This is a genomic window from Nocardioides hankookensis, from assembly GCF_042658885.1.
GTDB lineage: Bacteria > Actinomycetota > Actinomycetes > Propionibacteriales > Nocardioidaceae > Nocardioides > Nocardioides hankookensis.
The window spans coordinates 63766-76292 of record NZ_JBHSRJ010000003.1 but is presented as its reverse complement, the minus strand read 5'-3'; the positions used below and the strand labels follow the sequence as shown (position 1 = coordinate 76292).

Sequence of the window (12527 nt, the reverse complement as noted above, 5' to 3'; positions counted from 1 at the left end):
TACGACGACCAGGAGAGTCACACCGATGAGCACCTTCGGAGCCGAGAAGTTCACCACGCGCAGCCGCGAGGCCATCGAGGCCGCGCAGCTGGCCGCGACCACCGGCGGCAACACGAACGTCGAGCCGATCCACCTGCTGGTGGCGCTGCTGCGCCAGGAGGACGGCACCCCGCGCAACCTGGTCACCAAGGCCGGCACGGACGCGAAGGCGCTGACCGCGAAGGCGGAGGCGGCGCTGGCTGCGCTGCCGACCGCGAGCGGCGCGACCGTGCAGCAGCCGTCGGGATCCGCGGCGCTGACCCGGGTGCTCGCCGCGGCGCTCGACCTCGCCAACGGGATGAAGGACGACTTCGTCGCGACCGAGCACCTGCTGATCGCGATCGCCGGTGTCGAGAGCAGCGCCCAGAAGGTGCTGCTCGACGCGGGCCTCACCGAGGCCGGGCTGCGCGAGGGCCTGACGGCCGTGCGCGGCAACCGCCGGGTGACGAGCCAGGACGCGGAGTCGACGTACGAGGCGCTGGAGAAGTACTCCGTGGACCTCACCGAGGCGGCCGAGGACGGCCGGCTCGACCCGGTCATCGGCCGCGACTCCGAGATCCGCCGGGTGATCCAGGTGCTCTCGCGGCGTACCAAGAACAACCCCGTGCTGATCGGCGAGCCCGGCGTCGGCAAGACCGCCGTCGTCGAGGGCCTCGCGCAGCGCGTCGTCGAGGGCGACGTCCCCGACTCGCTCAAGGGTCGCCGCGTCCTCAGCCTCGACCTGGCGGCGATGGTCGCGGGTGCGAAGTTCCGCGGCGAGTTCGAGGAGCGGCTCAAGGCCGTGCTCGAGGAGATCAAGGACGCCGGCGGGCAGATCATCACGTTCATCGACGAGCTGCACACGGTCGTCGGCGCGGGCGCCGGTGGCGACTCCGCGATGGACGCCGGCAACATGCTCAAGCCGATGCTGGCGCGCGGCGAGCTGCACATGATCGGCGCGACGACGCTCGACGAGTACCGCGAGCGGATCGAGAAGGACCCGGCGCTGGAGCGTCGCTTCCAGCAGGTCTTCGTCGGCGAACCGTCGGTCGAGGACAGCATCCAGATCCTGCGCGGCATCCAGGAGAAGTACGAGGCCCACCACGGCGTCCGCATCACCGATGCCGCGCTGGTGGCCGCCGCCACCCTCTCCGACCGCTACATCACCGGCCGCAACCTGCCCGACAAGGCGATCGACCTCATCGACGAGGCCGCGTCCCGGCTGCGGATGGAGATCGAGTCGTCGCCGGAGGAGATCGACCAGCTCCGCCGCCAGGTCGACCGGCTGAAGATGGAGCAGTTCGCCCTCGAGAAGGAGAGCGACGACGCGTCCAAGGACCGGCTCGACAAGCTGCGCGCCGACCTCGCCGACAAGGAGGAGTCGCTGCGCGCGCTCGAGTCCCGCTGGGACCAGGAGAAGTCCTCGCTCGAGGGTGAGGGCGAGCTGCGCCGCCGGCTCGACGCCGTCAAGGTGCAGGCGGACCGGATGATGCGCGAGGGCAAGCTCGACGAGGCCAGCGAGCTGCTCTACGGCAAGATCCCGGAGCTCGAGAAGGCCCTGGAGGCCGCCGCCGAGACCGAGGAGTCGACGATCGACCCGCTGGTCGGTGACCAGGTCGGTGCCGAGCAGGTGGCCGAGGTCGTCGAGGCGTGGACCGGCATCCCCGTCGGGCGGATGCTCGAGGGCGAGACGGCCAAGCTCCTCAAGATGGAGGAGGTCATCGGCGAGCGGTTGATCGGCCAGCGCGGCGCGGTCGTGGCCGTCAGCGACGCCGTACGCCGCTCGCGCGCCGGGCTGTCGGACCCCAACCGGCCGACCGGCTCCTTCCTCTTCCTCGGCCCCACCGGCACCGGCAAGACCGAGCTCGCGAAGTCGCTCGCCGACTTCCTCTTCGACGACGAGCGCGCGATCGTGCGCATCGACATGAGCGAGTACTCCGAGAAGCACTCGGTGGCCAGGCTCGTCGGCGCCCCTCCCGGCTACGTCGGGTACGACGAGGGCGGCCAGCTGACCGAGGCGGTCCGGCGGCGCCCGTACTCCGTCGTGCTCCTCGACGAGGTCGAGAAGGCGCACCCCGAGGTCTTCGACATCCTGCTGCAGGTGCTCGACGACGGTCGGCTCACCGACGGGCAGGGGCGCACGGTCGACTTCCGCAACACGCTGATGATCCTGACCAGCAACCTGGGCTCGAACTTCCTGGTCGACCCGTCCCTGGACGCGGCCACGAAGCGGGAGTCGGTGCTGGCGACGGTGCGCGGGTCGTTCAAGCCCGAGTTCCTCAACCGGCTCGACGAGATCGTCATCTTCGACGCGCTCACCATCGAGGAGCTCGCCCACATCGTCGACCTCCAGCTCGCGATGCTCGAGAAGCGGCTGGCCGTCCGGCGGATCACGATCTCGGTGACCGACGAGGCCAAGCGCTGGCTCGCGGACACCGGCTACGACCCGGCGTACGGCGCCCGCCCGCTGCGCCGCCTGATCCAGAACGCGATCGGCGACCCGCTGGCGAAGCTGCTGATCGCCGGCCAGGTCGCCGACGGCGGCGGCGTCACCGTGGACCGGTCGCCCGACGGTGACGGCCTCGTGCTGACGTCCTCGTGATCCAATGATGTCGTGAGCGAGCCGACCCCGGAGCGACCCCGCCAGGTGACCATGGCGGGGTGGCTCATCATGGTCGGCTCCGCCTTCGCCTTGGGGCTGGTCGTGGACCGGCTCGCCGGCCTGCACACGATCGAGTTCCAGGAGACCGTGCGCCGGGCGATCTCCGAGCCGCCGCTGTCCAGCCTCGGCCTCGGCGTCGAGGGGGCGACCTCGGCCGTCCGCACCCTGGCGATGGTGACCGCGGGGTGTGCCACGGCCGCCGGGATCCTGGGCTTCCACGTGCTGCGGCGCAGCCGGAGCGCCCGAGCCGCCGTGACCGTGCTGGCCGTGCCTCTCTTCCTCGCGGGCATGGTCACCGGTGGGTTCATCACCTCGGTCGTGGCCGCCTCGGCCGCCATCCTCTGGCTGCAGCCGTCACGGTCGTGGTTCGACGGCACGCCGCCGCCCGAGCGTCGTACGCCGCGGGCGGTGGGACCGCCAGCTCCGGCACCGCCTGCCCCTGCCCCTGCCCCTGCCCCGACGCCGGCGCCCGCGCCCGCGTCCGCCGCCCGGCCCCCGGCGGTCTGGTGGGCGTGCGTGATCACCTGGGTGTGCACCGCTGCCGTGGCGGTGGGGCTGGTGGTCAACGCGATCCTGATCGTGCGCTCGCCCGACTCGGTGCTCGACGGCATGCACCGGCAGTACCCCGAGCTGTCGCAGCAGGGCGTCTCTGACGACCTGCTGGTGGTGCTGACCTGCCTGATGGTGGCCGGCCTGGTCCTCTGGTGCCTCGCGGCCGCGGCACTCGCGGTGCTGGTCTACCGCCGGGTCGACTGGGCTCGGGTCGTGCTGGTGGTCTCCGCCGCGACGGCTGGCGCCATCTGTCTGGCCGGGACCGCGATCGGTGCGATCCTCCTGCTCCCGCCGCTGCTCGCCAGCGTGTGCTGCATCGCCCTGCTGCTGCGGGCCGACACCCGTCCGTGGTTCACCCCGACAGGTCGGCCTTCGCCAGGCGGGCCAGTCCCTCCTCGATGACCGCGGGCTCCTTGCAGAAGGCCCAGCGCACCAGCTGGTCCCCGGCGGTGGAGTCGTAGAAGCCCTGGGTGGGGATCGCGACGACCCCGGCGCGCTCGGGCAGGGCGCGGCAGAAGGCGAGGCCGTCCGCCCAGCCCAGGGCGGAGATGTCGGTGGTGGCGAAGTAGGTGCCCTCCGGCACCAGCACGTCGAGCCCGACCTCGGCGAGGCCGGAGCACAGCAGGTCGCGGCGGGCCTGGAGGTCGGCGGCCAGGGCCACGGGGAAGTCCGGCTCCTCGTCGAGGGCGAAGGCCACGGCCGGCTGCAGCGGCGACCCCGAGGTGAAGGTCAACCACTGCTTGGCGGCCAGCACCGCGCCGACCAGATCGGCCGGTCCGGTCGCCCAACCGACCTTCCAGCCGGTGAACGAGTAGGACTTGCCAGCGCTCGAGAGCGTCAGGGTCCGCTCGAACATGCCGGGCAGCGTCGCGAGCGGGACGTGCTCGCGCCCGTCGTAGACGAGGTGCTCGTAGACCTCGTCGGTGATCACGACCAGGTCGTGCTCGATCGCGACCTCGGCGACGGCCTGGAGCTCGTCGCGGGTCAGCACCGTGCCGGTCGGGTTGTGCGGCGAGTTCAGGAGCAGGAAGCGGCTGCGTGGGGTCACGGCGGCGCGCAGCTCGTCGACGTCCAGCCGGAAGGTCGGCGGCCGCAGCGTCACCGGACGGCGTACGCCGCCGGCCATCTGGATCATCGCCGTGTAGGAGTCGTAGTAGGGCTCGAGCACGACGACCTCGTCGCCCGGGTCCACGAGGCCGAGCAGGGCGGCGGCGATGGCCTCGGTGCACCCGGTGGTGACCACGACCTGGGTGTCCGGGTCGAGCTCGATCCCGTAGTGCCGCTGCTGGTGTCGCGCGATCGCCTGTCGCAGCGCGGGCGTGCCGGTGCCCGGGGCGTACTGGTTGAGCCCGCCCTCCAGGGCGCGCACGGCCCGGGCGATGACCTCCGGCGGGCCGTCGGCGTCCGGGAAGCCCTGGCCGAGGTTGACCGACTGCGTGCGTACGGCGAGCGCGGACATCTCCGAGAAGATGGTCGGCGGGATCCCGTCGAGGCGGTGCGCGAGCATGCGGCCGACCCTAGCGAGGTCTCGATACGCCGTCGCTCGTCCCTCGCGACGGCTACTCGACCAACGCACGACGCCGTCGCTCGTCCCTCGCGACGGGCTACTCGACCAACGCACGACCTCGGTGGTCGAGTAGCGAGCGTATCGAGACCCGATGGCTAGGCTGGCCACCGTGGACGAGACGCTCGCAGCCGACATCGACGCCATCTGCCGACTGACCGGGGAGTTCACGCTCCGCTCGGGTCAGCAGGCCACGGAGTACTTCGACAAGTACCTCTTCGAGGCCGACCCGCAGCTGTTGCTCCGGGTCGCGCGCGAGATGGTGCGCCTGCTCCCCGACGACACCGACCTGCTCGGCGGCCTCGAGCTCGGCGGCGTCCCGATCGCCACCATGGTCAGCAGCCTGACCGGGCGGCCCGCGCTCTTCGTGCGCAAGAAGGCGAAGGAGTACGGCACCTGCAAGCTCGCCGAGGGCCCGGACGTCGCCGGTCGGCGCGTCACGCTCGTCGAGGACGTCATCACCACCGGCGGCGCCGTCCGCGACGCGACGAACGCGCTGCGCGAGGCGGGCGCGATCGTCGAGGTCGTCGTCTGCGCGATCGACCGCAGCCCGGCGGGGGAGAACCCGCTCGCTGACGTCGGTCTCGAGGTGCGCCCGGTGCTCACCAAGGCGCAGCTGGACTCAGCCCGCAGCGGTTCCTGAGCGCGCGCGGCAGAACTCCTCGACGCGACGGGTGAGCTCGTCGTCCGGGTCGCGGTCGAGGTAGACGATGCGCACCGCGGCGGGGTCGGGGTTGTCCCGGTCCGGCCCTCTCCAGACCTCCCGGAGCCCCAGTCGCTCCGCCGTACGCCGCGACGCGACGTTGCTCTCGAGGAGGTAGGCCAGCACCGGCCGGTCGGGGGCCACGTCGTGCGCGGCCTCGATCGCCCGGCGGGCGACCTCGGCGGCGTACCGCCGGCCCTGGGCGGAGACCGCGAACCGGTAGTAGAGGTTCCACCACGCGAAGCCGGCCGGTACGGCGCAGCCGGCCACGCCGACGACCGGTCCGCCGGCCGACTCACGCACGCCCCAGTAGCCGAGCCCGTCGGCCGACCACTGCTCGACCATCTGGTCGATCTTGCCCGCGGTCATCTCGGGCGAGACGTGCCGCCCGGCCGGGAAGTGCGTCCAGGTCGCGGGGTCGGCGTGGATCGCGTGGACGCCGTCGAGGTCGGTCGCGGAGACCGCGTCCAGCCACAACCGCTCGCTACGGGCGTGCCGCCAGCCGGTCATCCGGCAGCGGGCTCCTCGGGGAGGTCGGGGACCGTGACTGCGTCTGCCTGGGCGGACCGGTCGCGGTCGTGGTGGTGCCGACGCCGCTTGATCGCCTCGAAGCCGATCGGGATGACCGTGAAGAGCAGGATCACGAAGATCGCGTAGTCGATGTTCTCCGAGAGGAACGGCCCCACCCGCGGCACGTTGCCGAGGAAGTAGCCGAGCAGCGTGATCGAGACGACCCACAGGGCGGCGCCCACCAGGCTCCAGGAGAAGAACTTGCGGCGGTCCATCCGCGTGACGCCGGCGACGACGGTGATGTAGGTGCGCACGAACGGCACGAAGCGCCCGATCACGAGCGCCTTGCTGCCGTGCTTCTCGAAGAACGCCGACGTGTCGTCGAAGTACTTGCGCTTCAGGATCCGTCCGTCGCGGTTGTAGAGCGGCGGGCCGATGGCGCGGCCTATCTCGTAGCCGACGATGTTGCCGAGCAGGGCGGCGGTCGTCAGCAGCACCACGGCGACGACGAGCTCCACGATCGGGGTGCCGATGCCGAGCACGTGGATCTGGCCGCCGGCGATGAAGAGCCCCAGCGCGAAGAGCAGGGTGTCGCCGGGCAGGAACGGGAAGAACAGCCCGCACTCGATGAAGACGATGACCAGGCTCAGCCAGATCAGGCTCGAGCCGAACTCGGAGAGGAGCCAGTCGGGGTCCATCCACTTGATGCCGAACAGCATCGGGTTCAGGTGGGGGGACGCGAGGAGCGCGGTCACGTACAAACGGTACCTGCCGGGTCAGAATGTCGCGGGACCCATCCCCTAACGTTTCCCAGATGGACGACCGCGCGCCGTACGACCCGATGCCGCACGGTCCACCCGAGGTGGGGGTCGGTCCGTGGGAAGGGCCCTGGCCGGAGGGCGAGCAGTACGACGCGCAGCTGCTGGCCGAGGGCGATCGGCGCAACGTCGTCGACCGGTACCGGTACTGGACCGTCGCGGCGATCGTCGCCGACCTCGACACCCGCCGGCACGACTTCCACGTGGCGATCGAGAACTGGCAGCATGACTTCAACATCGGGACGATCGTGCGCTCCGCGAACGCGTTCCTGGCCGCCGAGGTGCACATCGTCGGCAACCGGCGGTGGAACCGTCGCGGCGCGATGGTGACCGACCGCTACCAGCACGTCCGGCACCACGCCACCGTCGCCGGGCTGGCGGCCCACCTCCACGAGCAGGGCGTCGTCCTGTACGGCGTGGACAACCTCCCCGGCTCGCTCCACCTGGAGACGACGTCGCTGCCGCAGCGCGTGTGCTTCCTCTTCGGCCAGGAGGGCCCCGGGCTCTCCGACACGGCCCGGGAGGTCTGCGACGCCACCTTCTCGATCGCCCAGTTCGGCTCGACCCGGTCGATCAACGCGTCCTCGGCGGCCGCGATCGCGATGCACTCCTGGGTCCGCGAGCACGCCGACCTGTCCGGCGACGCCTGGCGGGGCTAGCGTCGGGTCTTCGACGAGCAGCCGAGGACGAACGAGCGCCGGTCGAGCGGCACGCCGGACCGCAGCCAGGTGCGGGTCGAGACGTGACGCGGGCAGACCCGCTGGCTGGCCGCGTCGATGTTCTTCGCCGTCGGCTTCTGGTGGACGACGGTCGCGAACTCCAGCCGCCAGTCGTGCCGGTCTGCACAGGTCGTCTTCGCGAACTTCCGGCCGACGAAGCACCGTGCGAGCGCGTCGGGGAGGTTGCGACCGGCGCGGGGGAGCGAGTCCGGCAGGACGCCGAGCGCCCTGTCCTCGAGTGCGGCGAGGTGGCAGCTGAACCAGCGGGCGCCGGCATCCTCCTCGGCGTCGGTCGGCTCGAACCAGAACCACGAGTACTGCGAGTACATGAGCTGCGCGGGCTTCGACCCGACCTTCGCCGCGAACGCGGCGCCGCACTGGGCGGAGACGTTCTTCGCGATCGCCTTCTCGGAGGAGCTCCAGGTGAGGCCGGCGTCGAGCTCACCGACCCGGATCACCACGGTGGTGTGGTCGGACGCGCAGTCGACCGGCTCCTTCGGGACGCTGTGCTCCCAGCCGTCCTTGAGCGTCAGGTCGTAGCAGGCGCCGACGGCGGGCGCCCCCGCCATCGGGTCGGGAGTCGTCCCGTCCGCGTCCGCAGGCACGTGGGCCAGTCCGGCGACGAGGAGGAAGCCGGCGGCAAGGGTGCCGAGCCGGCGCAGGGCGGTCACAGGGACGCGAGGCATGGTCTCTCCCGAGATCGTGGTCGATGGTGCGGCGCTCAAGGTAGAGCGCCGTCGACGACCGCGTCGGGGAAAACCGGAAACTAGTGGCGCTCCTCGCTGAGGACGCCACGCAGCGACTCCAGGCCACGGTGGCTGTGCGACTTCACGGTGCCCTGGCTGATCCGCAGCTCCTGGGCCGTCTCCGCGACGGAGAGGCCGAGCCAGTGCCGCAGCACGACGACCTTGCGCTGCATCGGGGGCAGCGCCTGGAGCGCGTCGAACAGGGCCGAGCGGTCCTCGACCGGCAGCGGCTCGCGGCCCGCCCGTTCGGCGTCGGGGAGCCCGACGGACTCGCGACGCCACGGCCGCCGGTGCTCGTCGATGTCGGCCCGCACGATGATCGTGCGGACGTACGCCTCCTCGCGGCCGTCGCGGCTGACCCGCGGCCACGCGACGTACAGCTTGGTGAGCGCGGTCTGCGTCAGGTCGTCGGCGCGGTGCCAGTCGCCGCACACGGCGTACGCGATCCGGCGCAGGTGGGTGCGTCGGGCCTGGACGAACTCCACGAACCCCTCGTCCCGAGACGCACGGCTCATCGCAGCCCTTCTTCCGCGGCGTACTGCAATCGGGCGTGGGTGAGGAGCTCGTCGAAGCTCGCCCCGACCACGTCACGCGGCGGGGTGGTGATCACGTCGAGCTTGCCGTCGATCACCCGCCAGACCACGAAGAACGACCGGTCGTCACCACCGACCGTCACCACCGCGGCGCCCGTCGGGGTGCCGGGCGCCGCGAAGTCGGGGCCGAGCCGCGGGTCGTCCGTGCGCTGCACGACCTCGGCCCCGGGTGCCGCGACGACCTCGCCGCGGTCGGTCAGCCGGACCGTGGCGGGCCAGCCGTCGGCGCCGGGCACGGCGTTCCCCGTCTGGTCCGCGACCCAGTCGGCGAAGCTCGCCCACCCGTTGCTGGGCGCCGCCGAGGTGTAGCCGTAGCCCTCCGCGTCCCGCTGCGCCAGGACCCACATCCGCTGGCCCTCGTAGGTCAGGTCGAGGGCGTCGGAGAGCTTCGGTGGCGTGAAGCCGAAGGGATTCTCCAGGTGCTCGTGCACGACGACGCCGGCGCGGATCTGCAGCTCGCCCTCGGCGTAGCGGACCGGGGTGTCGTCCTCCCAGGTCGGCCCGGAGGCCGAGGCGGCCGACGACGGCGACGGGGTCGGCTCGTTGGCGATCCGGCTGCCCGTGCCGGGCGAGGAGCCCGAGGTGGCGACGGCGTACGACGCCCCCAGTGCGACGACGACCGCGCAGGCCGCCGCGGCGGCAGTTCCGCGCCGCCGCCGCAGCGCCCTGGATCCGGCGGTGAGCTGCTCCTCGAGCGGCGGGTGTGCCGGACCGTCACCGAAGGAGTGCTCGAGCCGGTCCCTGATGTCGGTGTCCATGTCAGGGATACGCGTCCTGCGGCCGATCGGTTGTCAGGCGCCGTCGAGCAGATCGGCCACGGCGCGTACGGCGTCGGCCGGATCGGCGGCCACGACTCCGACGTCCTCGGGCAGCTCCCAGGGGTCGAGGAGCACGAGGGGGACGCCGGTGCGCCGGGCGAGCGCGATCTCGCTCAGGGTTCCCCAGCTGCACCCGACGGCGACGACCGCGTCGGCCGCCCGCACCAGCAGCCCGTTGCGGAGCTCGCCGAGGCCGGTGGGGAGCAGGAACGTGTGCTCCGGGGTGCCCTCGGCGCGGTCGGTGCCGGGCATCAGCCCGATCGAGACGCCGCCGGCGCCGCCGGCGCCGCGCGCGGCGGACTGCATCACGCCGTGGTGGCCGCCGGTCAGCAGGATCGCCCCGCCCTCGGCGAGCAGCCTGCCCACGGCCTCGGCGTGCGCGAGGTCCTCCGGCCGGGCACCGTCGGCCGGTCCGACGACGGCGACGTACCTCCCGGCGAGCGACACGAGCCCACGCTACGGCGTCGGCTCCTCCTGGAGCACCGACCGCAAGGACGCGAGGGCGCGCGAGGTGTGGCTCTTCACGGTGCCTGCGCTGATGCCCAGCTCTGCCGCTGTCTCCTCGACCGACAGCCCGAGCCAGTGCCGCAGCAGCACCGTGCGTCGCTGCATGTCCGGCAGGCGACGGAGGGCGTCGAGCAGGGTCGACTCGTCCTCGAAGGCGAGCGTGCCCGGGACCGCGCTGTCCGGTGGCGAGGACGTCGAGCGCTCGCGGCGCCAGGGACGTCGATGGTCGTCGATGTTGGCGCGGACCAGGATGGTGCGGACGTAGGCCTCCTCGCCGCCCTCCCGGCGCAGCCGCGGCCAGGCCAGGTAGAGCTTCGTGAACGCGGTCTGCAGCAGGTCCTCGGCCCGGTGCCAGTCGCCGCAGATCGCGTACGCGACGCGACGCAGGTGCAGCTGCCGGGCCGCGACGAACGCGACGTACTCCTCCTCGAGGCTGGCCTTCACCGAGGGGTTCCCGCGGGGATCATCGGCTCGCGGGCGTAGCTGAACCACGCCCCGCCGAGGGTGAGGCTGTCGTGCACCCACTCGTCGAACGTGCGGTCGGGATCGGGAGCGTCCGACTCGAACCCGCTCTCACTGAGGTCCTTGCTGGCGGTGAGCAGCAGCCACGCCGTGTCGGTGCCGTCGCTGACCTCGAGCGCCGCCGAGACGCCGTACGCGTCACCGAAGACGTGGTCGTAGTAGCCGGTGACCCGGACGTCCGGGTAGCCCCGGACGACCTGACCGCTGCTGTCGAGGTGGATGTCGTCCCACCCGATGCCGGGCCGGCCGCAGGGTCCGAGGGCGTCGGCGCGGCACTTCACCTTCGTGGTCGGGTCGATCGGCACGGGGGTCGTCACCTTGACGGCATCGATCGTCGGAGCCGCCGGTCGCAGGCCCTGGTCGGGACCCGCGCTCCCGAGCTGAGCCCCGCCGACCGCCACCGTCGCGACGGCCGCGGCGACCAGCCCCGTGGCCGCTGCGGCGATCCTTCGGCGGCGCCGGACACGTCGGCCGTGTGCGACGTACTCCTGGGGGTCGCGCAGCGGCGGCTCGCTCGCGAACGACTGCTCGACCTCCACGCGGATCCACTCGTCGATCCCGGTCACCATCATGTGCTCCCACCTGTTGCCTGCTGACACTCCCAGAACGGAGCGACCGGCCGTGGGGTTGTCACGGTCGGTCGTCACGGGACGAACGGGCCGTCGGACGACTGACCGGTAGCCACTAGGGTCGGAGGGAGAGAAACGACGTCCGTCCGAGGAGCGCAGCCAGATGCCCATCGTCACCCCTGAGAAGTACGCCGAGATGCTCGACACCGCCAAGGAGAACGCGTTCGCGTTCCCGGCGATCAACGTGTCCTCCTCGCAGACGCTCAACGCCGCGCTCCAGGGCTTCGCCGAGGCCGGGTCCGACGGCATCATCCAGGTCTCGACCGGTGGCGCGGAGTACCTCTCCGGCCCCACCGTCAAGGACATGGTCGCCGGCTCGGTCGCCTTCGCGGCGTACGCCGCCGAGGTCGCGAAGAACTACCCGGTCAACATCGCGCTGCACACCGACCACTGCCCCAAGGACAAGCTCGACGGCTTCGTCCGGCCGCTGCTGGCGATCTCCGAGGAGCGGGTCGCGCGCGGCGAGGCGCCGCTCTTCCAGTCGCACATGTGGGACGGCTCGGCCGTGCCGCTCGACGAGAACCTGGTGATCGCCGAGGAGCTGCTCGACCGCTGCATCAAGGCGAAGGTGATCCTCGAGATCGAGGTCGGCGTCGTCGGCGGCGAGGAGGACGGTGTCGAGAACGCCATCAACGACAAGCTCTACTCGACGCCCGAGGACGCCATCGCGACGGCGAAGGCCCTCGGCTACGGCGACCGCGGCTACTACATGACCGCGCTGACCTTCGGCAACGTGCACGGCGTCTACAAGCCCGGCGGCGTGAAGCTGCGTCCCGAGGTGCTCAAGGAGGCCCAGGCCGCGGTGGTCGCCGAGTTCGGCCTCGAGGCCGGCGCCAAGCCGTTCCACCTCGTCTTCCACGGCGGCTCGGGCTCGGCGCCCGAGGAGATCGCCGCGGCGGTCGACTACGGCGTGGTGAAGATGAACGTCGACACCGACACCCAGTACGCCTTCACCCGCCCGGTCGCGACGCACATGTTCCAGAACTACGACGGCGTCCTGAAGATCGACGGCGAGGTCGGCAACAAGAAGCAGTACGACCCGCGCGCCTGGGGCAAGGCCGCCGAGGCCGGCATGGCCGCCCGCGTCGTCGAGGCGTGCCAGAACCTCAGGTCGGCGGGGAACTCGATCGGGTGAGGAGGACGCGCCAGCGGACTCCTCGATGGTG

14 protein-coding genes are annotated in these 12527 nt (G+C 71.8%); 5 read left to right on the top strand and 9 right to left on the bottom strand.

Annotated features, from left to right (window positions below; all coding sequences use genetic code 11):
* Positions 1-25: 25 nt before the first annotated feature.
* Both clpB and ACFPYL_RS05510 read left to right on the top strand, forming a co-directional pair.
* The gene (gene clpB / locus ACFPYL_RS05515) at positions 26-2620 is read left to right on the top strand and encodes an ATP-dependent chaperone ClpB (protein ID WP_379151386.1); all 2595 of its coding nucleotides are present in this window, start codon (positions 26-28) and stop codon (positions 2618-2620) included.
* Positions 2621-2632: 12 nt separating this feature from the next.
* Positions 2633-3634, top strand: a complete 1002-nt coding sequence (locus ACFPYL_RS05510) for a hypothetical protein (protein ID WP_379151384.1) — start codon at positions 2633-2635, stop codon at positions 3632-3634.
* Here ACFPYL_RS05510 and ACFPYL_RS05505 read toward each other — a convergent pair.
* Positions 3585-4739: a pyridoxal phosphate-dependent aminotransferase gene (locus tag ACFPYL_RS05505; RefSeq protein ID WP_379151381.1), complete on the bottom strand. Its 1155-nt coding sequence runs from the start codon at positions 4737-4739 to the stop codon at positions 3585-3587. The genes ACFPYL_RS05510 and ACFPYL_RS05505 overlap by 50 nt on opposite strands.
* Before the next feature lie 169 nt (positions 4740-4908).
* On the opposite strand from ACFPYL_RS05505, the gene pyrE reads away from it, so the two are divergent.
* Positions 4909-5439 (top strand): orotate phosphoribosyltransferase, encoded by a 531-nt coding sequence (gene pyrE / locus ACFPYL_RS05500; RefSeq protein ID WP_379151378.1) that lies wholly within the window; start codon positions 4909-4911, stop codon positions 5437-5439.
* Here pyrE and ACFPYL_RS05495 read toward each other — a convergent pair.
* Positions 5419-6009, bottom strand: a complete 591-nt coding sequence (locus ACFPYL_RS05495) for a GNAT family N-acetyltransferase (RefSeq protein WP_379151375.1) — start codon at positions 6007-6009, stop codon at positions 5419-5421. The two genes, pyrE and ACFPYL_RS05495, sit on opposite strands and share 21 nt — an antisense overlap.
* Positions 6006-6764 (bottom strand): DedA family protein, encoded by a 759-nt coding sequence (locus ACFPYL_RS05490; RefSeq protein WP_379151372.1) that lies wholly within the window; start codon positions 6762-6764, stop codon positions 6006-6008. The genes ACFPYL_RS05495 and ACFPYL_RS05490 overlap by 4 nt, the downstream gene beginning before the upstream one ends.
* A gap of 59 nt (positions 6765-6823) precedes the next feature.
* Here ACFPYL_RS05490 and ACFPYL_RS05485 point away from each other — a divergent pair, with 59 nt between their 5' ends.
* Positions 6824-7486 carry a TrmH family RNA methyltransferase gene (locus ACFPYL_RS05485; RefSeq protein WP_379151369.1) on the top strand — a complete coding sequence of 221 codons (663 nt, stop codon included), beginning with the start codon at positions 6824-6826 and terminating at the stop codon, positions 7484-7486.
* Here the strand turns inward: ACFPYL_RS05485 and ACFPYL_RS05480 are convergent.
* The 6 genes from ACFPYL_RS05480 to ACFPYL_RS05455 form a co-directional block, all read right to left on the bottom strand.
* Positions 7483-8232, bottom strand: a complete 750-nt coding sequence (locus ACFPYL_RS05480) for a septum formation family protein (RefSeq protein WP_379151366.1) — start codon at positions 8230-8232, stop codon at positions 7483-7485. The two genes, ACFPYL_RS05485 and ACFPYL_RS05480, sit on opposite strands and share 4 nt — an antisense overlap.
* Before the next feature lie 80 nt (positions 8233-8312).
* Positions 8313-8807, bottom strand: coding sequence for a SigE family RNA polymerase sigma factor (locus ACFPYL_RS05475; protein ID WP_379151363.1), 495 nt, complete (start codon positions 8805-8807; stop codon positions 8313-8315).
* Positions 8804-9643 (bottom strand): hypothetical protein, encoded by an 840-nt coding sequence (locus ACFPYL_RS05470; protein WP_379151360.1) that lies wholly within the window; start codon positions 9641-9643, stop codon positions 8804-8806. The genes ACFPYL_RS05475 and ACFPYL_RS05470 overlap by 4 nt, the downstream gene beginning before the upstream one ends.
* Before the next feature lie 33 nt (positions 9644-9676).
* Positions 9677-10150: an SLOG cluster 4 domain-containing protein gene (locus ACFPYL_RS05465; protein ID WP_379151357.1), complete on the bottom strand. Its 474-nt coding sequence runs from the start codon at positions 10148-10150 to the stop codon at positions 9677-9679.
* Between the two features lie 9 nt (positions 10151-10159).
* Positions 10160-10654, bottom strand: a complete 495-nt coding sequence (locus ACFPYL_RS05460) for a SigE family RNA polymerase sigma factor (protein ID WP_379151354.1) — start codon at positions 10652-10654, stop codon at positions 10160-10162.
* Complete coding sequence (locus ACFPYL_RS05455) at positions 10651-11304, bottom strand: hypothetical protein (protein WP_379151352.1); 654 nt, start codon at positions 11302-11304, stop codon at positions 10651-10653. The genes ACFPYL_RS05460 and ACFPYL_RS05455 overlap by 4 nt, the downstream gene beginning before the upstream one ends.
* Before the next feature lie 160 nt (positions 11305-11464).
* Between ACFPYL_RS05455 and fbaA the strand changes: the two genes are divergently transcribed.
* On the top strand, positions 11465-12496 hold the full coding sequence (fbaA, locus tag ACFPYL_RS05450; RefSeq protein WP_379151349.1) for a class II fructose-bisphosphate aldolase: 1032 nt from the start codon (positions 11465-11467) through the stop codon (positions 12494-12496).
* Positions 12497-12527 lie beyond the last annotated feature (31 nt).

Excerpts from the sequence above, each read along its gene's own strand:
- clpB (WP_379151386.1), top strand. The coding sequence starts at position 26 with ATGAGCACCTTCGGAGCCGAGAAGTTCACCACGCGCAGCCGCGAGGCC.
- ACFPYL_RS05505 (WP_379151381.1), bottom strand. The coding sequence starts at position 4,739 with ATGCTCGCGCACCGCCTCGACGGGATCCCGCCGACCATCTTCTCGGAG.
- ACFPYL_RS05495 (WP_379151375.1), bottom strand. The coding sequence starts at position 6,009 with ATGACCGGCTGGCGGCACGCCCGTAGCGAGCGGTTGTGGCTGGACGCG.
- ACFPYL_RS05485 (WP_379151369.1), top strand. The coding sequence starts at position 6,824 with ATGGACGACCGCGCGCCGTACGACCCGATGCCGCACGGTCCACCCGAG.
- ACFPYL_RS05480 (WP_379151366.1), bottom strand. The coding sequence starts at position 8,232 with ATGCCTCGCGTCCCTGTGACCGCCCTGCGCCGGCTCGGCACCCTTGCC.
- ACFPYL_RS05475 (WP_379151363.1), bottom strand. The coding sequence starts at position 8,807 with ATGAGCCGTGCGTCTCGGGACGAGGGGTTCGTGGAGTTCGTCCAGGCC.
- ACFPYL_RS05470 (WP_379151360.1), bottom strand. The coding sequence starts at position 9,643 with ATGGACACCGACATCAGGGACCGGCTCGAGCACTCCTTCGGTGACGGT.
- ACFPYL_RS05455 (WP_379151352.1), bottom strand. The coding sequence starts at position 11,304 with ATGATGGTGACCGGGATCGACGAGTGGATCCGCGTGGAGGTCGAGCAG.
- fbaA (WP_379151349.1), top strand. The coding sequence starts at position 11,465 with ATGCCCATCGTCACCCCTGAGAAGTACGCCGAGATGCTCGACACCGCC.